This is a genomic window from Streptosporangium sp. NPDC005286 (genome assembly GCF_040607515.1).
Taxonomy (GTDB): Bacteria; Actinomycetota; Actinomycetes; order Streptosporangiales; family Streptosporangiaceae; genus Streptosporangium.
The window spans coordinates 18,221-37,306 of the sequence record NZ_JBEXGU010000042.1 but is presented as its reverse complement, the minus strand read 5'-3'; the positions used below and the strand labels follow the sequence as shown (position 1 = coordinate 37,306).

At 68.2% G+C, this 19,086-nt stretch carries 18 protein-coding genes and 1 tRNA gene; 10 read left to right on the top strand and 9 right to left on the bottom strand.

All coding sequences use genetic code 11. The features are described 5' to 3' along the window. Nucleotides 1-20 precede the first annotated feature (20 nt). The 3 genes from gyrA (at nt 21) to ABZU75_RS17810 (ending at nt 3,556) form a co-directional block, all read left to right on the top strand. Entirely contained in the window at nt 21-2,552 is a 2,532-nt protein-coding gene (gene gyrA, locus ABZU75_RS17820) for a DNA gyrase subunit A (RefSeq protein ID WP_355555176.1), read from the top strand. Then, nucleotides 2,549-3,343: a DUF3566 domain-containing protein gene (locus tag ABZU75_RS17815; RefSeq protein ID WP_355555175.1), complete on the top strand. Its 795-nt coding sequence runs from the start codon at nt 2,549-2,551 to the stop codon at nt 3,341-3,343. The genes gyrA and ABZU75_RS17815 overlap by 4 nt, the downstream gene beginning before the upstream one ends. A gap of 139 nt (nt 3,344-3,482) precedes the next feature. Continuing rightward, nucleotides 3,483-3,556: transfer RNA gene (locus ABZU75_RS17810), tRNA-Ile, on the top strand. Between the two features lie 69 nt (nt 3,557-3,625). Here ABZU75_RS17810 and ABZU75_RS17805 read toward each other — a convergent pair. The 3 genes from ABZU75_RS17805 to ABZU75_RS17795 form a co-directional block, all read right to left on the bottom strand. Further along, the gene (locus tag ABZU75_RS17805; RefSeq protein ID WP_355555173.1) at nt 3,626-4,792 is read right to left on the bottom strand and encodes a site-specific integrase; all 1,167 of its coding nucleotides are present in this window, start codon (nt 4,790-4,792) and stop codon (nt 3,626-3,628) included. Between the two features lie 607 nt (nt 4,793-5,399). After that, the gene (locus tag ABZU75_RS17800; RefSeq protein ID WP_355555171.1) at nt 5,400-5,684 is read right to left on the bottom strand and encodes a hypothetical protein; all 285 of its coding nucleotides are present in this window, start codon (nt 5,682-5,684) and stop codon (nt 5,400-5,402) included. Next, nucleotides 5,684-6,028 (bottom strand): hypothetical protein, encoded by a 345-nt coding sequence (locus ABZU75_RS17795; protein WP_355555169.1) that lies wholly within the window; start codon nt 6,026-6,028, stop codon nt 5,684-5,686. Before ABZU75_RS17795 ends, ABZU75_RS17800 begins: the two co-directional genes overlap by 1 nt. 189 nt (nt 6,029-6,217) lie before the next feature. On the opposite strand from ABZU75_RS17795, the gene ABZU75_RS17790 reads away from it, so the two are divergent. Together ABZU75_RS17790 and ABZU75_RS17785 are read left to right on the top strand one after the other, a co-directional pair. Beyond that, nucleotides 6,218-6,967, top strand: coding sequence for a DUF5919 domain-containing protein (locus ABZU75_RS17790; protein ID WP_355555167.1), 750 nt, complete (start codon nt 6,218-6,220; stop codon nt 6,965-6,967). Then, nucleotides 6,968-7,438 carry an NUDIX domain-containing protein gene (locus tag ABZU75_RS17785; protein WP_355555165.1) on the top strand — a complete coding sequence of 157 codons (471 nt, stop codon included), beginning with the start codon at nt 6,968-6,970 and terminating at the stop codon, nt 7,436-7,438. A gap of 953 nt (nt 7,439-8,391) precedes the next feature. Here the strand turns inward: ABZU75_RS17785 and ABZU75_RS17780 are convergent. Then, nucleotides 8,392-9,114 (bottom strand): leucine-rich repeat domain-containing protein, encoded by a 723-nt coding sequence (locus ABZU75_RS17780; RefSeq protein WP_355555163.1) that lies wholly within the window; start codon nt 9,112-9,114, stop codon nt 8,392-8,394. A 321-nt stretch (nt 9,115-9,435) separates the two neighbouring features. Here ABZU75_RS17780 and ABZU75_RS17775 point away from each other — a divergent pair, with 321 nt between their 5' ends. Beyond that, a complete protein-coding gene (locus ABZU75_RS17775) occupies nt 9,436-9,876 on the top strand; it encodes a hypothetical protein (protein ID WP_355555161.1) in 441 nt (146 codons plus the stop codon). Nucleotides 9,877-10,024: 148 nt separating this feature from the next. Here the strand turns inward: ABZU75_RS17775 and ABZU75_RS17770 are convergent, their stop codons facing one another. Both ABZU75_RS17770 and ABZU75_RS17765 read right to left on the bottom strand, forming a co-directional pair. Then, complete coding sequence (locus ABZU75_RS17770; protein ID WP_355555159.1) at nt 10,025-10,849, bottom strand: SDR family oxidoreductase; 825 nt, start codon at nt 10,847-10,849, stop codon at nt 10,025-10,027. Between the two features lie 303 nt (nt 10,850-11,152). After that, nucleotides 11,153-11,530: a signal peptidase I gene (locus ABZU75_RS17765; RefSeq protein WP_350964975.1), complete on the bottom strand. Its 378-nt coding sequence runs from the start codon at nt 11,528-11,530 to the stop codon at nt 11,153-11,155. 331 nt (nt 11,531-11,861) lie between these two features. Between ABZU75_RS17765 and ABZU75_RS17760 the strand changes: the two genes are divergently transcribed. Beyond that, entirely contained in the window at nt 11,862-12,611 is a 750-nt protein-coding gene (locus ABZU75_RS17760; RefSeq protein WP_355555156.1) for a TetR/AcrR family transcriptional regulator C-terminal domain-containing protein, read from the top strand. A 157-nt stretch (nt 12,612-12,768) separates the two neighbouring features. Here ABZU75_RS17760 and ABZU75_RS17755 read toward each other — a convergent pair whose 3' ends face one another. Further along, nucleotides 12,769-13,536: an IclR family transcriptional regulator gene (locus tag ABZU75_RS17755; RefSeq protein WP_355555155.1), complete on the bottom strand. Its 768-nt coding sequence runs from the start codon at nt 13,534-13,536 to the stop codon at nt 12,769-12,771. A gap of 123 nt (nt 13,537-13,659) precedes the next feature. On the opposite strand from ABZU75_RS17755, the gene ABZU75_RS17750 reads away from it, so the two are divergent. The 3 genes from ABZU75_RS17750 (at nt 13,660) to ABZU75_RS17740 (ending at nt 17,123) form a co-directional block, all read left to right on the top strand. After that, complete coding sequence (locus ABZU75_RS17750) at nt 13,660-15,867, top strand: FAD-dependent monooxygenase (protein ID WP_355555154.1); 2,208 nt, start codon at nt 13,660-13,662, stop codon at nt 15,865-15,867. Nucleotides 15,868-15,896: 29 nt separating this feature from the next. Then, complete coding sequence (locus ABZU75_RS17745) at nt 15,897-16,202, top strand: Dabb family protein (RefSeq protein WP_355555152.1); 306 nt, start codon at nt 15,897-15,899, stop codon at nt 16,200-16,202. Between the two features lie 135 nt (nt 16,203-16,337). Beyond that, nucleotides 16,338-17,123: a DUF72 domain-containing protein gene (locus ABZU75_RS17740; RefSeq protein ID WP_355555209.1), complete on the top strand. Its 786-nt coding sequence runs from the start codon at nt 16,338-16,340 to the stop codon at nt 17,121-17,123. A gap of 72 nt (nt 17,124-17,195) precedes the next feature. On the opposite strand, the gene ABZU75_RS17735 is transcribed toward ABZU75_RS17740, so the two are convergent. Beyond that, nucleotides 17,196-18,410 carry a HAMP domain-containing sensor histidine kinase gene (locus tag ABZU75_RS17735; protein ID WP_355555150.1) on the bottom strand — a complete coding sequence of 405 codons (1,215 nt, stop codon included), beginning with the start codon at nt 18,408-18,410 and terminating at the stop codon, nt 17,196-17,198. Continuing rightward, nucleotides 18,407-19,063: a response regulator transcription factor gene (locus ABZU75_RS17730; RefSeq protein WP_350913772.1), complete on the bottom strand. Its 657-nt coding sequence runs from the start codon at nt 19,061-19,063 to the stop codon at nt 18,407-18,409. Before ABZU75_RS17730 ends, ABZU75_RS17735 begins: the two co-directional genes overlap by 4 nt. Between the last annotated feature and the right edge of the window lie 23 nt (nt 19,064-19,086).

Sequence of the window (19,086 nt, the reverse complement as noted above, 5' to 3'; positions counted from 1 at the left end):
CCAGAAAAGGATCTTGACCTGTGACGGAAGTCAATACTCCGCCCGGCCCTCCGGTAGACCGCGTCGAGCCGGTCGACATCCAGTCCGAGATGCAGCGCAGCTACATGGACTACGCGATGTCGGTCATCGTCTCGCGCGCGCTGCCGGACGTCCGCGACGGCATGAAGCCGGTGCACCGCCGGGTGCTGTACGCCATGTACGACGGCGGCTACCGGCCCGACCGCGGTTATTTCAAGTGCTCCCGCGTCGTCGGTGACGTCATGGGCTCCTACCACCCGCACGGCGACGCGTCGATCTACGCCACCGTGGTGCGGATGGCCCAGCACTGGGCGCTGCGCTACACGCTGGTCGACGGGCAGGGCAACTTCGGCTCGCCGGGCAACGACCCGCCCGCGGCGATGCGTTACACCGAGTGCAAGCTCGCGCCCATCGCCATGGAGATGCTGCGCGACATCGACAAGGACACCGTCGATCTCATCCCCAACTACGACGGGCGCTCCCAGGAGCCGACGGTCCTGCCCTCGCGCTTCCCCAACCTGCTGGTCAACGGGTCGGCGGGCATCGCGGTCGGCATGGCCACCAACATCCCGCCGCACAACCTGCGGGAGGTGGCCTCGGGCATCGTCTGGTCCCTGCAGAACCCCGAGGCGACGGACGAGGAGCTCCTCGAAGCACTGATCGCCCGGGTCAAGGGCCCCGACTTCCCCACCGGAGCGCTGATCGTCGGCCGGCGCGGCATCGACGACGCCTACCGGACCGGCCGCGGTTCGATCACCATGCGGGCGGTCGTCGAGGTCGAGGAGGACGCCAAGGGCCGCCAGTGCCTGGTCGTCACCGAGCTGCCCTACCAGGTCAACCCGGACAACCTCGCGCTGACCATCGCCGAGTCGGTGAAGGACGGCCGGATCACCGGCATCGCCGACGTCCGCGACGAGAGCTCCTCGCGCGTCGGCCAGCGCCTGGTGATCGTGCTCAAGCGCGACGCGGTCGCCAAGGTCGTGCTGAACAACCTCTACAAGCACACCCAGCTGCAGACCACCTTCGGCGCCAACATGCTGGCCCTGGTCGACGGCGTGCCGCGCACGCTCAGGCTCGACCAGTTCGTCCGCTACTACGTGGCCCACCAGATCGAGGTCGTGGTCCGCCGGACCCGCTACCTGCTGCGCAAGGCCGAGGAGCGGGCGCACATCCTGCGCGCGCTGCTCAAGGCACTCGACCGGATGGACGAGGTCATCGCGCTGATCCGGCGGTCGCCCTCGGCGTCCGCCGCGCAGGGCGGCCTGATGACGCTTCTGGAGATCGACGAGATCCAGGCGCAGGCCATCCTCGACATGCAGCTGCGCAAGCTGGCCGCTCTGGAGCGCCAGCAGATCACCGACGAGTACGACGCGCTGATGGCGCAGATCACCGAGTACCAGGCGATCCTCGCCTCGCCCGAGCGGCAGCGCACGATCGTCCAGGACGAGCTCTCCGAGCTCACCGCGCGGTACGGCGACGAGCGCAGGACCGAGATCATCGCCTACGAGGGCGACATGTCCATCGAAGACCTCCTCGCCGAGGAGGACATGGTCGTCACGATCACCCGCGGTGGCTACGCCAAGCGAACCAACACAGATCTTTACCGGGCGCAGAAGCGCGGCGGCAAGGGTGTGCGGGGTGCGCAGCTGCGCCAGGACGACATCGTCGACCACTTCTTCGTCACCACGACACACCACTGGCTGCTGTTCTTCACGAACAAGGGCCGCGTCTACCGGGTCAAGGCGTACGAGCTCCCCGACTCGGGCCGCGACGCGCGCGGGCAGCACCTGGCGAACCTGCTGGCCATGCAGCCGGACGAGGTCGTCATGGAGGTCCTGGACCTGCGTGACTACGACGTCGCCCCCTACCTCGTGCTGGCCACCCGCAGCGGCCTGGTGAAGAAGACGCGCCTGTCCGAGTACGACTCGCCGCGCACGGGTGGCCTCATCGCGATCAACCTGCGCGAAGATGACGAGGTGATCGCCGCCAGGCTCGTGTCGGAGGAGGACGACCTCCTGCTCGTCTCCCGTGGCGCCCAGTCCATCCGCTTCACGGCCTCCGACGAGGCCATGCGCCCGATGGGCAGGGCGACCAGCGGTGTGATCGGCATGCGCTTCCTTGAGGGCGACGAGCTCCTGGCGATGAACCGGATCGCCGACGGTGACAACGTGCTCATCGCCACCGAGGGCGGATACGCCAAGCGCACCCCCGTGGATCAGTACCCGATCCAGGGAAGGGGTGGAAAGGGCGTCCTGACCGCCAAGATCGTTAGTGCCCGTGGCAAGCTGGTTGGCGCGGTCATGGTCAGGCCCGAGGACGAGGTTTTCGCGATCACGTCCGCCGGAGGGGTTATCCGGACGAGCGCCGGGGAGATCAAGCAGTCGGGCCGCCAGACGATGGGGGTTCGACTGATGAATCTCGCAGAGGGGGACAGCGTCGTGGCTCTGGCCCGCAACGCGGAGTCGTTGGAGACCGAGGAAAACGCCGAGGTACCGGTGGAGACCGAGGGGAACGGGGAAGGAGATAACCCGTGAGTTCTCAGGGCGAGCCGGGCTCGCGCCCCGCCTCCTCGTCGACACGCGACCAGGTGACGGAGAAAATAGACAAGACCGCTGAAACGAAAGACGTCGAGGCGGCCTCGTCACCGGTTAACGGTAGCGCGCCCGCGCCGGAAACCGATGAATCGGTAGCCGACGACCCCAAGGGCAGGAAAAAAGTGACGACCACAGAGGATGGCAAGCAGGCCGAGACCACGGTGCGGATCCGTCCAGGATCTCCACCTCCATCCGCGCCGCCGTTACAGTCACCCTCATCGCCTCCGCCGGCGGCGGGGCAGCAGAACCGTCCACCGGCGGGGCAGCAGCCCTGGTCGCCCGGAAGCCTGTCGTCGCCCCAACCGCCGCTGGACGCGCCTGGCAGGAAGTCCTCGGACATCCCCGCTCCCAGATCGCCCCGTAAGGCGCACCTGGTGCTGCGCAGGGTCGAGCCGTGGTCGGCCATGAAGTTCAGCTTCGTGGTGTCACTGGTCTGCTTCGTGGTGCTGTTCATCGCGGTCGCGGTGCTCTACATGGTGCTGTCGGGGCTGGGGGTGTTCGACAACATCATCCAGACGGTCAACCAGCTGACGACCGCCGACGGCAAGGCCACCAGTGGCGTCGACGTCGCCTCCTGGTTCGAGCCGGTCCGCATCCTGGGCTACACCGCCCTGATCGGCGCGGTGAACGTCGTGCTGATCACCGCACTCTCCACCCTCGGTGCGGTGATCTACAACGTCGCCTCCGACCTGGTCGGAGGCGTGGAGGTCACTTTCAGCGAGGCCGAGTAACCGATCTTGAGTCATGTCCCCGTCCTTCCGCGGTCGGGGACATGGCGCAAGCAGGTGCCGGAACAGGGTAAGCTTTTCCCAGTTCGAACGGACGGGTTCGCCTCCGCGAAGCGGGTGCGGGGCCGTTCGTGCGCGCTGAGGGGCTATAGCTCAGACGGTTAGAGCGCTTCCCTGATAAGGAAGAGGTCCCAGGTTCAAGTCCTGGTAGCCCCACCCAGCTCAGAGGCCATTTCCCAGCAGGGAAGTGGCCTTTTTTGATCTTCCGGGTGACCAAGTGAGTGACTACGCTCCCTTGACCTCAATGGGGAAGATCATGTCCATCGCCTCGGCCCCATCGAGCAGCACAGGCCGGAGCTGCTTGCGGTAGACCTTCTCCGTCACCACGGTCCCCTTGTGGCCGACCAGGCGGGAGATGTTCTCCAGGGCCATGCCGGAGTCGGAGAGTAGCGAGACGAAGCTGTGCCGCATCTCCCGAGGCGTCCACTCGTCCTCGTTGAGATCGGTTCTCTTGAGGATCACCCGGAAGGCCCGGCGGACATTGGCCGCGTCCAGTTCGGTCCCGTGTCTGCTCGCGAAGACGAGATCGTTCTCCTGCCACAGATCCCCCGCCTTCTCCCGTGCGAGCGCCTGCCGCTCACGGTGCCCGCGCAGCGCGTCCACGCACAGCCTGGGGAGAGCGAGGGTTCTCCGGGACTTCTCGGTCTTGGTGTCTCCCCCGGCTCGCACCGAACGCCACACCATGATCGACGGAGGTATCGGGGGATCGGCGTCCGGCTGGCCGTTCAGGTCAACATGCGCCCAGGTGAGAGCCCGTAACTCCTCAGTTCTGGCTCCGATGAGAAGCGACACCACGACATAGGCGTACAGGATCGCCCCCTCGGCCGCTTTGAGCACCGACGCCGCCTGGTCGAGCGTCAGCGACTTCGAGGGACGTCCCTCCTGCCCCTTGGGGATCTCGCACAGCATCACCACGTTGCGCTTGACCTTGTCGCGTGCCTGAGCACGGGCGATGGACCGCTTGAGAACCGAGTGGATCTTACGCAGGGTCTCCGTGCTCAGGATCTTCGACTTGGCTGCCAGCCACCGGTCCACATCGTCGGCGGACAGCTCACGGAGCTTGCGAGCACCCAGTGCGGGAATCACATGCTGCTCCGCCAGGATGCGACGGTTCGTGATCGTGGAGGCTTCCCGCCCGTTGAGCCCGAACTCCAGCCAGTCGCGTACGGCGTCGCCCACGGTGTAGTTGTGCGCGGCTGTAGTCAGGCCGTCGTCGTAGTCGCGGATGATCTCTTTGAGCTTGGCCTTGGCTTCGGTCTTGCTCTTGCCGCTGGCCTTCTTGACGATGCGCTTTCCGGCAGGGGTGTAGCCGACGGTCACCGAGGCGATCCAGCGTTCGCGGGTCTCGTCCCAGTGCAGGCCGCCGTCTCCCCGGCTGCGCCGTGTGGTCATGATGCCTCGCTTCCTGTCCGAGAAATGCCACGTAGTCGGGGATTGGCTCAGAGTTTCTTTACTGGTTCAAGACGGCAGCGCTCCGCGCCGCCGCACGGCGCGGCACGCCCGCCCGCACCGGACGGACATCGGGATCGGGCATGCGGCCTGGGGGCCGGTCCCGTCCCGCGCCCGCCCGGCGCGAACGGCCGGACCCCGCCGCCCGCCGCACCGAACGCACTCGCCGCCCCTGGTGCGCGCTGCCGCCTGCCGCTGCGACCGCCGGCCCAACCGCTTCGCGGCCCCTTCGGGGTGCCTTCGGCATTGCGCCGGCCGTCTCCGCTCCCGCTGAACAGTTTTCAGGGTTGCGGGCCGTGACTCCCCCGCCCCCGCTGCCGGAGTGTTCGTGTCCCTCGGTCGGCGTCAACTCCGTCTGTACCTGTTGGGTGAGGGTTGCTGTGCACGTCGGGGCGGACGGACACGCGAAGACGGAGTTGACCCCTCGGTCGGGACACACGATCTGGCAGCTATCGGGGGCGGGGGAGGAATGGGCCAGGAGCCGTGCATGGTGGCCCCTGGCAGGCGTGGCGACGCCGTCCCTCCGAAGCACACGCCGCCACGCCCGTCTCTACCGGGCCTTCCCGGACAACAGCGCTGTCCAGGTCGCCCGAGCCTCAGCGATCGACCAGCGGTGACTCTCGTCCACCTGGTGGCCGCTGTCGAGTTGCGTGGTGCGTCGGATGAACGCCCGCCCGCCGCCCTCGCACAGTTCATAGACCGTGGCACGGCACACGCAGGTCCACGCCACCGGCCGCACCCGCTCCAATGTGTGGTGCGGCTTGTGCCAGTCGAGCCGGACGTGATCACGTTGCGCCATGCCCAGGTGCGGGCTCACGCACGTCTCAAGCACCATCACAACGGCGCCGCCCCTGCCTTTGGCGCTCTCAGTGGAGGCGCGGGGTGCGTCGTGCGGAGATCGGCGTAGCGGGCGGCGATTCGGCGAGCGGCCGTCGCAGGGTTGTCCACCGGGTACGCCGCGTACTTCCTGCGGCCCGTCCGCGCGGAGTACTCCCCGTTCCACCACATGAAGCGGAAGCCGTCAGACCAGACGAGCAGGTCCACCCACACACTCAGCAAGGCCGCACCGTGTCCCTGGTGAACGTCGGAGGCTATCCCGAGACCATCGAGAGCGGCGCGGAGCTGTTCGGCCGCGTGAGAGGAACGGGCGGCTTTTGTGATCACTGCGTTGCGGGTCATCGCTTCTCCGGGAGGTCTCGGATGGTCGTGACGAGGCGGTGGAACGGGTGGTCGCACCTCATGCCCGCCCTGTGGTGACGGGACGTTTTTTGAGGCTTGATACGTCCCTAAGCATGCTGACCAGCGCCGGGACGGGAAACTTCGTTTGCGGACGGTGACGGGACGTCTTGGGAGGCGTATAAACGTCCCATGGCACCCAACGAGCGCCTACGGTCCGCGTTGTTCAACGCGGGCATCAGTGTCCAGCAACTGGCCGAGGCGGTGGGAGTCGATCCCAAGACCGCCGAACGATGGGTCAACACCGGCCGCACACCACACCCCGGCATCGCCCACCGAGCCGCGATCGTGCTTCGGGAAGACCTTGCCCACCTGTGGCCCGCGATCGAGCAGGGGCGGCGACGTCATCGAGGGAGTGGTGAACTGATCGCCGCCTATCCCACCCGCGCCTCCGCCCCCCTCGACATGTGGCGGACCCTGTTCGAGCGCGCGGAGCAGCGCATCGGCATCCTGGTCTACGCCGCGAACTTCCTGCATGAGTCGTGGCCGAACCTCAAGGATCTTCTTGCGTCGAAGGCGCGGGAGGGCTGTCGGGTGCGCATCCTTCTCGGTGACGCCGACTCGCCCGTCATCCGGGGCCGGGGAGCTGAGGAGTTGTTCGGGCACGGCATCGAGTCACGGTGCCGGGTGGCGCTCATGCACTACCGGCCCCTGGCGGAGTCGTCGAACGTCGAGCTGCGCGTGCACGACACCACGCTCTACAACTCCCTGTTCGTGGGCGATGACCGCATGATCGTCAACGCGCACGTCTTCGGCATGAACGCCTACGGCGCACCGGTCTACCACCTGCGCCACATGCGTGAGGAAGGGCTGTTCGACACCTACGCCACCAGCTTCGAAGCCGTGTGGAAACAGTCCCGACTCCCTGGCGAGGAGCAGTAAGTGGCCCGTACCGAGTACTACGACGACCCCGACGCTCCCGAGCCGAACAGCCTGGTCGTGGGGGTGTCCGCTGTGGTCGTCGACGACCGGGGACGCATCCTCATGCAAAGGCGCACCGACAACGGGCTGTGGGCGCTACCCGGAGGCGGGATGGATCTCACCGAGTCGGTGCCTCAGGCCGCCGTACGGGAGGTGAAGGAGGAGACCGGCTACGACGTCGAGGTGACCGGCATGGTCGGCCTCTACACCGATGCCCGGCACATCATCGCCTACAGCGACGGAGAGGTACGCCGCCAGTTCAACGTCTGCCTCACAGCCCGCGTCATCGGCGGAGCACTCGCGATCAGCGACGAGTCGACCGACGTCCGCTGGATCAGCAGGGAAGAGATCGACACGTTGTCGATGCACGACACCCAGCGACTCCGGATCGGGCACTTTCTCGACGGGGCGGCCTCGCCGTACATCGGCTGAATCGCGAAGTCCCTGAGTGACCAACTGAGTGACAACGACCACGGACGAGGCTGGACGTCGGTGGATCACTGTGGACCGTATGCGCAGGTGGGAGCGGGTATAACCTATGGCCCCGCCCTCATCCGCCTTGCCTGATAAGGAAGAGGTCCCAGGTTCAAGTCCTGGTAGCCCCACATCGATAAACACCCCGAAGCGGCCAAGCTTCGGGGCTTTTTGCTGCAACGGGTACTGCAACGGCCTCATTCGAACAGTCCGTTTACCTTTTTTGATGGCGTCCTGGTGGCTCTCACCGTTCCCATGCGTGTAGATCTACATCGCGTCACGCGGCGCGACCCCCAGCTTCTTGAGCAGCGACGTGGGGTGTACCGCAGGTCGTGAACGCGGATCGTCCGCAGCTTGTTCGCCGCCACGATCCGGGCGAAGGACCGGGTGAGGTTACGCGGCTCGATTGGCCGCCCCGACTTGGTGGTGAACACGAGTCCGGTGTCCACCCAGTTCTTGCCCGCCTCCTCTTCGCGGATCTTCTGCCCGCCCCGCTGGATCTCCAACGCTTCGCGTACGACACCGAGGAGAGGCAGTGAGCGATTTCCCGCCCTGGTCTTCACCGGCCTGTGGTGTGGCTCCGTGCCCACCCGGATGAGCCGGTGGCGGATGTTGACGTGCCCCTCCGAAGTCCGCATCCACCCAGCGGAAGGCCGTACAGCAGCAGGAGCGAGTGACGGGCAACGTCGTTGAGCCAGTAGTCAAGGCGGCGCCCGCCGGCCGTCCGGGCATGCGGCCTGGGGGCGGGTCCCGGACGGCGGCGGGACTCAGGGCCCGCCGTATCCGACCATCGGCCACTGCGCGGGGGCCGCACTACCGCCCGTGAAAGATCCGACGGGTCAGCCGGTGGTTCTCTTCCCAGAGGCTGTCAGGACGGGCTCGTCAATGGTTGAGGTTGGCCGGGAACGGTGCTACCGCGGAGTCTTGGCGCGACGGCGCAGCGGTTTGGGAAGGCTGGTCAGCAGGTTGCTCTCCAGGTGGAACCAGGTGAGGGCGGTGAGATTGCTCAGCGAGTCAGGGAGACAGGCAAGCTGATTCCCTTGCAGGTAGAGGCTTCTGAGGGCGGTGAGATTGCCCAGCGAGTCGGGAAGGCTGGTCAGCCGGTTGTACCGCAGGAAGAGGTGCTGGAGGGCGGTGAGGTTGCCCAGTGAGTCAGGGACCTCGGTCAGCTGGTTGTTTTCCAGGACGAGCGAAGTGAGGGCGGTGAGGTTGCCCAGCGAGTCGGGGAGGCTGGTCAGCCGGTTGATTCCCAAGTAGAGGCGTTGGAGGGCGGTGAGGTTGCCCAGTGAGTCAGGGACCTCGGTCAGCCGGTTCTTGCTCAAGATGAGCTCGGTGAGGGCGGTGAGATTGCCCAGCGAGTCAGGGAGGCCGGCAAGCTGATTCCCTTGCAGGTAGAGGCTTCTGAGGGCGGTGAGGTTGCCCAGCCACTCAGGGACCTCGGTCAGCTGGTTGCCGTACAGGTCGAGCGAGGTGAGGGTGGTGAGGTTGCCCAGCGAGTCTGGGAGGCTGGTCAGCTCACCATCCAGGCGGAGATGGGTGAGGGCGGTGAGGTCGCTCAGCCCCTCAGGGATTCTGGTGAGGTTCAGGCGGAGCTCTCGCAGGTGGGTCAGTTCACGCAGTTGCCCAGGCAACACTTCTAGGGGTATACCGCTCAGATCGAGCACGTCTGATTCGTTTCGCAAGCACTTGTTGATCCGCAGTACAGCGGCCCTTGGGAGCTTCTTGTCCCCCATCATGACTCCTCTTCCCGAGATCACCGGCGTGACTCGACTCGGTCGGCCGTCGATGCCGGACCCGGTGGCCGACGATCACTCTAGGCAGAGGCACTAAAGGCTGACTTGTGGATCACTGGCACTGCCCGCGGGCCACCCTTCATGACCTGATGAGCCCTGCCTGGAACCACGTCGTCCAACAGATCGCCGAGTTCCCGATCTCCCACTGTGTGTGAAGTCCTGGTGAAGTACCGTGCGTTGTTGTGCTGGATGAGCGCCGTCCTCCTGTCGGTTCTTCCTCACTGGGCGTCGTTACAGGTGGATTCGGAGATCAGTGTCTGCGCCTATCTGAACACCGAAGGCGGGTACACCGTTCGCGATGTGCTCGGCCTGGGCTTCGGCGCCATGGCTGCATTTCTTCCCCTCCTCCTGGTGGTGTCGGCGGTGGCCGCATGGCGATCACCACGCCGGAGGCGCCGGCTTCTGGCTTGGACGGGGGCGGGCGGAGCGCTCGTGACAGCCGCTTACTACGCACTCTCGACCATCGCCTTCTTTTCCCCCTACTGTCCCTCTCCGGGGTCGCCGGGAATCTGGCTCGTGCTCCCGCTTTACGGGGCCATCGCGATACTCGTCCTGATCGCCGGTGTGCTCCGAGCCGAAGACCGGACCGGGCCACGGTCATGAACAGCGCTTGATCCTGCGAGAAGATCCGATCCAAGGTGATCATTTTTCGTTGGTCCCCGCGCCGGGGAAGGACATGCCCAGCACGCTCTCTGAAACCCGAACCGGGTACCGGACCCGACCGCGAGAGGGCTGACCGGTGAGGGCGCGCTCAGGACATGCGGATGAGCTGCCCGGTGATGTAACGGGCCTGGTGCGAGGCCAGGAAGACGATGACCTCGGCGACCTCCTCCGGCCAGCCGACGTGCCGCAGCGGGCTGTTCGCGCGGACCGCCTCCTCGACGACCGGGGTGATCCAGCCGGTGTCGGTGGCGGGTGGGTGGACCATGTTCGCGGTGACGCCGTGGCGACCGAGTTCGGCGGCGGCGGACATCGTGTAGTTCTCCTGGGCCGCCTTGGCCGCGCCGTACGAGACCTCCTCGGGGAAGCCGCCGGAGCTTCCGGAGGTGAGACCGATGATCCGGCCCCAGGTGGCGCCGCGCCCTACGTGGCGGCGGGCGAACTCGGCGATCAGCAGGGCCGGGGCGCGCACGTCCACCGCGAACTGCCGGTCATGGGAGTCGGCGTCGACGGGGCGCAGCGCGCGCCCGAAGCGGTCGCGCGCGTTGGGCAGGAAGGTGTCGGCCAGCCAGCCACTGGCGTTGTTGATCAGGATCTCCACCGGCCCGAAGGCCGCCTGTGCCCGGTCGAACAGCAGGCTCGCGACGTCCGGCTCCGCCAGGTCGGCCTCGATGGCCTCGGCCCGGCCGCCGCCGGCCCGGATCCGGGCCACGACCTCGTCGGCGCTCTGTGCCCGCAGCCTGCCGTAGGCGTCGGGGAAGGCCGGATCGTCGACGTGCTCGGCCGGGTCCAGTCGTTTGTAGGTGAGCAGCACCGCCGCTCCGCACGCGGCCAGCGCGATGGCGGCCGCCGCGCCGATGCCCTGGTTCGCGCCGGTGACCAGTGCCACCCGGCCGGTCAGCCGAGGATCGATCATGGCCGCATCCTGGCACCCGCAGAGGCGGACCGGCCACCGGTTTTCCCCACCGCCCGCCCGGACGGGGAGCGGTCACGGCAGTGGGTACGCCCGTCGGGGATGCTCGCCACGCTCGATCGCCGGTGCCCCGTCCAGCCGGCGCCGCTGCTCTTCGGCCGGCAGCGGCAGCGTCTTGGCGAAGTCCACTTCGTCCTTGGGGCGTCGGTCTCTGACCTTGGAGAGAAAAGCCTCTCGAAATGATGTGAACACGGCGCGGGTGGCCGTCTCCGTTCGCCGTCGGCCACGCCGCTCCGGTCTGATCGGCTATCCGATTTCCCGGTCAGGGACCGCGTAACCCGGAACGGACGGCCAGCGGACGGTGAGCACCACCGATTCCTCCTCTGCGTACCAGGAGTGATCGACACCATGACCCCACACGACGTAGTCACCTCGCTTGGCCAACAGCACGCTACGTCCTGGCAGTTCCACCCGGAAACGGCCACTGATCAACATGAGCAGCGCCGTACGCTTCTCGCCGGTGACCCATTGCGCACGCTCGTCGCCACGCGGATGGACGCCCCACTTGATCTCGACATCACCGCTGTGCCGGACGTCATCGGTCGGTTTGAAATGTCCGAGCAGCCAACCGCGGTCATCGGCCGCATCCACATCCGCACTACCCACGTACACGTTCTCCAGCACGGAGCGTGACGCTAGCACGGCACCCGTCTTTCCACTCGGGAAACGGCTCCGGCTCCGGGGCGATCAGAGGCGGATCATCAGGGCCCCAAGCGGGGCAGGCCGCCGCCCGTGGTGATCGTTCTTGTGCCGGCGGGTCGCGGGCGGCGCCGTCGCGCTGAACCCTACGCCCGCGGAGGTTGATCGATGTCGGGGTCCGCTTGCGTGACTAATCTACGTATGGGGTACAGCATATGTTGTACAGAGTGCGTGGTTCTACACTTGGGTCACGTTACCAACGGATCATCGAATTCGACTCGCAGCGGGCAACCGGGCGAGGAGGAACGGAGGCGTCATGGCAGAGGAGCGTGTGCTGCCCCCCGTCGTGGCGCGGATGTGGGGGCGTGAGGCCGTGTCACGCCACGGGCCGCGACCGAGCCTCGACGCGGCCAGGATCATCGCCGCCGCGATCGAGATCGCCGACACCGAGGGGTTGCCGGGCGTCCGGATGAGCAGCGTCGCCTCCCGCGTGGGGGTGGCGACGATGTCCCTGTATCGCTATGTCGGCAGCAAGGAGGAGTTGCTGACGGCCATGGTCGACGCCGCGGTCCCCGAACCCCCCGAACTCGGCGGGCTGCCGTGGCGGGACTACCTCGTGACATGGACCCGCGCCAACCGTGACTTCTTCCTCGCCAGGCCGTGGATGCTGCTCGTCGCCCGCCTCACCCCGCCCATGGGTCCGCGGAGTCTACGCTGGCTCGACCGGGCGCTGGCCGCACTCGCCGACACGGGGTTGGACGCGGGCGAGAGGGTCAACGTCGCGAGCACCCTCGGCGGGTACGCCCTCAGCGAGGCCACGTTCGTGCACGGGATGAGCAGCGAGCGGGAGGTCGGTGGTGACGCCGGAGTCGCGGGAATGGCGGAGTACAGCGAGGTCCTCGCCGAGGTCATCGACCCGGAGGGTTATCCCGAGCTGTTCGCCGCGATCCACTCCAATGCCTTCGGAGACGCCGCCGAATGGGTCGGCGACGACGACTTCACCTTCGGCCTCGACCTCCTGCTCGACGGTGTCGAAACGCTCATCGCGCGCCGGACCACGGCCTGAAGGACCGCGCTCCCACCGGTCGGCCATGGCGATTTCCCACGCCGCTCGGCTGAACTCGTACAAGGAGCCCAAGGCTGACATATGGGCGAACATGGCCCTACCTTCCTCGGGTCGAATCCGTATCAGGGGTGGGAATCCCTCCGCGGGAGCGAGCGGTTCAGTCGGCGGAGAGCGTCAGCGAGATCTCCGACGCGGCGGCGCGAATGACCTCGATCATGCGGTCGCGACGTGCCTGATCCGTTCGGAACATCGGGGCTGCGGTGCCGATCGACGCGACCACGGCTCCATGAGAGGTGATCGCGGCCGCGGTGCCCCAGATGCCCTCGTCCACCTCCTCGAAGCTCTCGGTCCAGCCGTGCAGATGAGTCCGGTCCAGTTCCTCGTCCGACAGGAGGGCGGCTCGGGCCGGTGACAGGCCGGGTAGTACTCCGGCGAGGACGGAGGCGCGCTCGGCGCGGCTCATCGAGGCGAGCAGGATCCGTGACATCGAGCCGGCGTGGAGCGGCATCGGCTGCCCCTTGTCGAACTGCAGCCGCACCGGGCGGCGCGACTCCGCGCGCTCGACACAGTAGGCCGCCTCGCCCCCGGAACGGGCGATCAGGACCGTCTCGTCGATCTCATCGCGTACCCGGGTGATGACGGGCAGGGCGGCCTCGGTGAGCGGCGCCCGCGCGGCCTCACAGGCCCGTCCCAGATTCAGTGCCAGGTCCGTGACCCGGTACGACTTTCCGGAGGCGCGGTCGAGCAGCCCGACCTCCCTCAGCAGGGCGACGTACCGATAGGTGGAGGTCGTGGCGAGGCCGAGCTCCGCGGCCAGGTCCGCCACCGTCCAGGTCGGGTGCGCCTCGGTGAAGCAGAGCAACGTCTGGAGCAGCTTCCGGCCGCTACCCGCGCCCGCGACCCGGTGCGCCGACTCCTCTGTCATGCACTCTCCTCGGGGCTGAGGCGGCCTGTTTTCACCATGCGAGACGGTGGGTCGTCATATTGACGTATCTGCAGGCCGCTTATTAGGGTTTATCCCACAATATGGTGAGGATGTTACCACATTATGGAAATAACCGGCTCCTCTGTTGTCGGCGAGCGGGTCCCCCAGGGCTCGTCCGCCAACGACATGAACACCGTCGTGGTCGCCGGTATGGGGCCGGTCGGCATGGTCGCCGCGTTGAAACTGGCCCAGCTCGGCCATCAGGTGCTCGTGCTGGAGGCCGGACCCGACCTCGCCGAGGAGTCCCGGGCGTCGACCTTCCACCCGTCCTCCCTGGAACTGCTCGAACAGCTCGGTGTGGTGGACGAGCTGCACGAGGTCGGCCTCAAGGCGCCCGTCTTCCAGTACCGGGAGCGGACCGGCGCCGTCCTCTCCGAGATGGACATGTCCCTGCTGGCCGATGAGACGAGATACCCGTACCGCCTGCAGAGCGAGCAGAACAACCTCACCCGGATCATCCGCGACAGGCTCCTGCCGATGCCGAACGTGACCCTGCGGTTCTCCAGCCCGGTCCAGCGGGTCGAGCAGGGCGACCGGCACGCCCGGATCTTCCTGCCGGACACCGACCGCGACCACCCGATCCTCGCCCGCTGGCTGGTCGCGGCGGACGGCGCGCAGTCCAGCATTCGCAGGTCGCTGGGCATCTCCTTCGAGGGACGCACCTACGACGAGCGCTTCCTGGTCCTGTCGACCACCCACGACTTCCGCGCGGACTTCCCGGACCTGGCGTACGTGTCGTACATCTCGGATCCACAGGAGTGGGGTGTGCTGCTGCGCACCCCCGGCCACTGGCGCGCGCTGTTCCCGGTGCGGGACGCGGAGAGCGACGAGCACGCTCTGTCCGCGGCGGCGACGCAGGACCGGTTGCAGCGGATCGCGGCCAGGCCGGAGCCGTACGACATTCCGCACGCCTCGATCTACAAGGTCAACATGCGGGCCGCCGCGACGTTCGCGGTCGGGCGGATCCTGCTGGCCGGTGACGCCGCCCATGTGAACAACCCGCTCGGCGGCATGGGCATGAACAGTGGCATCCACGACGCGTGGGCCGCGGCGCTCTGTATCGACGCCGCGCTCGGCGGAACCGACGCCGACCATGTCACCCGGCTCTACAGCGAGCTGCGCCGGGACGCCGCGCTCAACCACGTACAGGCCGCCGCGCAGCGGGACTACGACTCGATGCGCGAGGACGACGACGCCGAGCGTGAGGTGCGCGCCGAGTCGCTGTCCGCCATGGACCGGGACCTGCTCGACAAACGGCGGCATCTCCGCCGGTCGGCGATGTTCACCTCGTTGCGCATCACCCTCGGCCGCCTCGCGCGTGAACTGCACGCGGTACGCGAAGGGGACCGTCCCGCAGGCCGCCGGCTCTCCGAGCTGCTGTGCCACGGACCGGTTCTCGCGCCCGGCGCCTACGACGGTGTGACGGTCAGGGCGGTGCAGAAGGCCGGCTTCGCGGCCGCGTACGTCTCCGGTTCCGCGGTGTCGGCGGTCGCCCTCGGCCAGCCCGATCTCGGCTACCTCGGCCTGGCCGAGATGGCGGAGCAGGTACGCCGGATGGCCTCGATCAGCGACCTCCCGCTGATCGTGGACGGCGACACCGGCTACGGCGGCGTGCTGCAGGTTGGTGCGGCCGTCACCAGGCTCGAACACGCGGGTGCCGCGGCGGTCCAGTTCGAGGACCAGATCGCGCCGAAGCGCTGCGGGCAGCTGAGCGGCCGCCAGGTCGTCCCGATCGAGGAGATGGTCGCCAAAATCGAGATGGCCGTCACCCGCCGGCGCTCCACCCTGGTCATCGCCCGTACGGACGCGCTGGCCGTGGAGGGCCTCGAATCCGCGCTCGCGCGGGTGCGCGCCTACGCCGCCGCCGGTGCGGATCTCGTCTTCGTCGAGGGCGCCTACACCGAGGAGTCGCTGCGCACCATCCGCGCCGCCGTCCCGGGCACTCCACTGATGATCAATCTCAGTGAGGCGGGTGATCATTCCGCACTGCCGCCGACCCGGATTCTCCAGGAGTGCGGGGTCGGTCTGCTGATCTATCCCGTCGCGCCGATCCTCGCCTCCGCGCAGGCCGCGGCCCAGACCTACCAGGCCATCCGGAGCACCGGCAGGTCCGACCGGACCGGTACGGAGTGGTCACGCTTCACCGACCTGCTCGGCCTGCCCGAGCAACTCGCGGAGGCCGAACTCCTCGCCGCGCTCGCCACATCCACGCAGACCGGCGCTCCGGAAGGGAGCCACGCAGGCGGTGGATCTCCGCCGGAGCGCCTCTGATCTCATCACCCACCCCCAAGGAAGCCGTCATGTTCTTGCACGTCGGGATGCTGACCCTCACCGGCGAGGCCACCGCCGCGCACCGGACCGCCATCGTTGAGGCGCTGAGCGCGCTGCCCGGCCGGATCCCCGGGCTGCTGAGCGCGAAGGTCTCCACCGACGCCGGTCTGACCTCCGGCAACGCGCACCTGATGGTCACGATGACCTTCGACTCCCAGGACTCCTGGAGGGCGTACGGTTCCCATCCCGCGCACGTCGCGGTGGTCACCGAGCACATCAAGCCGTTCCTGGCCTCGAAGACGTTCGTGCAGATCGACGAGACCTCCGTGTCATGAGCGGATCGGGGGAACTTGTGGCGCGGGTCGAGCAAGCCTACGGAAGGGAAGGTGGGCGGCGGCCCGTGTGGGGGCCGCGGTGGCGGGCAGGTTCTGCTGGTGGAGGGCCGGAATCGACGGGGCTGAGCTGTCATGATGCTGGTGGGGACGTCTGGCTGGCAGTATGCCGACTGGCGCGGGGGGCTCTACCCGCCCGGCCTGCCCCAGCGGCTGTGGCTGGAGCGGTATGCCGAGTGCTTCGAGACGACCGAGAACAACAACACCTTCTACCGGCTGCCGGCGCGCGAGACGTTCGAGAAGTGGCGGGACCGCACCCCGGACACGTTCGTCATGGCGATCAAGGCGAGCCGCTTCCTCACCCATGTCAGACGGCTGAAGGATCCCGAGGAGCCCGTCGAGCGCCTGCTGGCGGCGGCCGAGGGGTTGGGAGCCAAGCTCGGGCCGATCCTCCTGCAGCTTCCGCCGACGTTGCCGGCCGATCCCGGCAGGCTCGCCGCGTGCCTTCGCTGCTTTCCCGCCCATGTGCGGGTCGCCGTCGAGTTCCGGCACGTGTCATGGTGGAGCGATTCCGTCCGCGAGGCACTGTCAGCCCACGGTGCGGCCCTGTGCTGGGCCGACCGGCTCGGCCGCCCGCAGACACCCCTGTGGCGGACCACCGACTGGGCCTACCTGCGCTTCCACGAGGGCCGGGCACACCCCTGGCCCGCGTACGGCGACGGCGCGCTCCGTTCCTGGCTGCGCCGCCTGGGCCGGGAATGGGGTGAGCGCTGCGATGTCCATGTGTACTTCAACAACGATCCGGGCGGCGCCGCGGTGCGCAACGCCGTCCGATACGCGGAACTCGCGCGCGCCGAGGGGTGGCCGGTGAGTCGCACGCCGGCCCGGATCCCGGCACCCGAGGAAACGGCGCTCGCCCGGTGACGCTCCCGCTACCGGAATGCGGGCCAGTGCTTCGGCCTTCAGACCGGGGAGGACGTCAAGGCACACGGAGAATCAGCCAGGCTCGCCACCGCCCGGCAGGGTGACGGTCACCACCAGGCCGCCGCCGGCCCGCGGGCGGGCGGCGACCTCACCCCCGTGCGCGCGGGCCACCGAGCGCACGATGGACAGGCCCAGCCCCGCCCCCTTGGCGGTGACCATGCGCTCGGCGCCCAGTCGCCGGAACGGCTCGAACAGCGCGGGAAGCTCGTACGGCGGCACCGTCGGCCCGCTGTTGCTCACCTCGACCTCGGCCCTGCCGTCGGCTCTGACACGGCTGGTCGCCCGCACCCAACCGCCCTCCTTGGCGTTGTGCCGCACTCCGTTCTCCACCAGGTTGTGCACCATCCGCTCAAGCAGCAGGGCATCCCCCAGCGTGAGCGCCTCCCCCGCGTGCTCGGTGATCTCGATCCCGGCCTGCCCGGCCTCGGGCGCGCACTGCGCCACGACATGGCTGAGCACGTCGGCCAGATCGACGGGAAGCCGCTCGGTGATCTCGTTCTCCGATCCGGCCAGCAGCAGCAGCCCGACGATGAGCCGCTCGTGCCTGGTGTTGATCTCCAGCAGGTTCTCGCCAAGCTGCTTGACGTCCTCGGAGGCCGACTTGCGGTGCATGGCCAGCTCGACCAGCGCCCGGCCCAGGGTGAGCGGGGTGCGCAGCTCGTGGGAGGCGTTGGCGACGAAGCGCCGCTGCCCGTCGAAGGAGCGGTCCAGCCGCTCGACCATGACGTCGAAGGTGTCGGCCAGATCCTTGACCTCGTCGTCGGGCCCGCGCAGGGCGATCCGCTCGTGCAGTCCCCGGTCGGCGGCGGGGGCCGCGGCGATCCGCCTGGCGGTCTCGGTCACCTGGTGCAGGGGTGCCAGGACCCGGCCGGTGACCAGCCAGCCGAAACCCGCCGCGGCACCGCCGACGACCACCAGCGCGATGCCGCCCAGGGTGAGCATCGAGGTGGTGGCGGCCTCGTGCAGGGTGCTCTGCTGCTGCTTCATCCACTGCTCCGTCTGCTCCGCGTCGAGCCGGGTGGCCGACGGCGGGCCGTACATGACGTCGGCGGTGGGCGTCGAGCGTCCGATGGTGATGACCTTCGTCCTGGAGGTGAGCTGCTGGCTGAAGAGTGTGTAGGTGGCGCCGAGCAGCACGATCCCGGCCACCAGGAACAGCCCGCCGTAGATCAGGGTCAGCCGGGCCCGCAGCGTGATGCGGCGCGGCAGCAGTGTCCGGGACCTCACGGGATGCGATACCCCACTCCGGTGACGGTCTCGATGACCGGGGGGTCGGCGAGCTTGCGGCGCAGCTTGAGGATGGTGAGCCTGACGGCACCGGTGAACGGGTCGGCGTACTCGTCCCACGCCTTCTCCAGCAGGTACTCGGCGGGAACCACTGCGCCGTCGGCGCGCAGCAGCTCGGCCAGCACGGCGAACTCCTTCTTGGCCAGCGGCACGTAGCGGCTGTCGCGGAACACCTCGCGGCGTGCGGGGTCCAGGGTGATGCCCGCGCGGCGCAGCACCGGCGGCGTGGCGGGGCGGCACCGGCGCCCGAGCGCCAGCACGCGGGCGGCCAGTTCGGGGAAGGCGAACGGCTTGCTGAGATAGTCGTCGGCGCCCAGCGACAGGCCCTCGACCCGGTCGGTGATCTCGGCGGCCGCGGTCAGCATCAGCACCCGCGCGCCGGTCCCCGCCTCGACCAGTTCCCGGCAGACCTCGTCGCCGTGTACGGCCGGCAGGTCCCTGTCCAGCACGACCACGTCGTAGTCGTTGACGCCCGCCCGCTCCAGCGCCGCCGCTCCGTCGAGGGCGACGTCGACCGCGTGGGTCTCCTCGCGCAGCCACTCCGCGATCGCCTCGGCGAGCAACGGCTCGTCCTCCACCACCAGAACTCGCATGCCTCCATGGTGGCCGCCCCGGT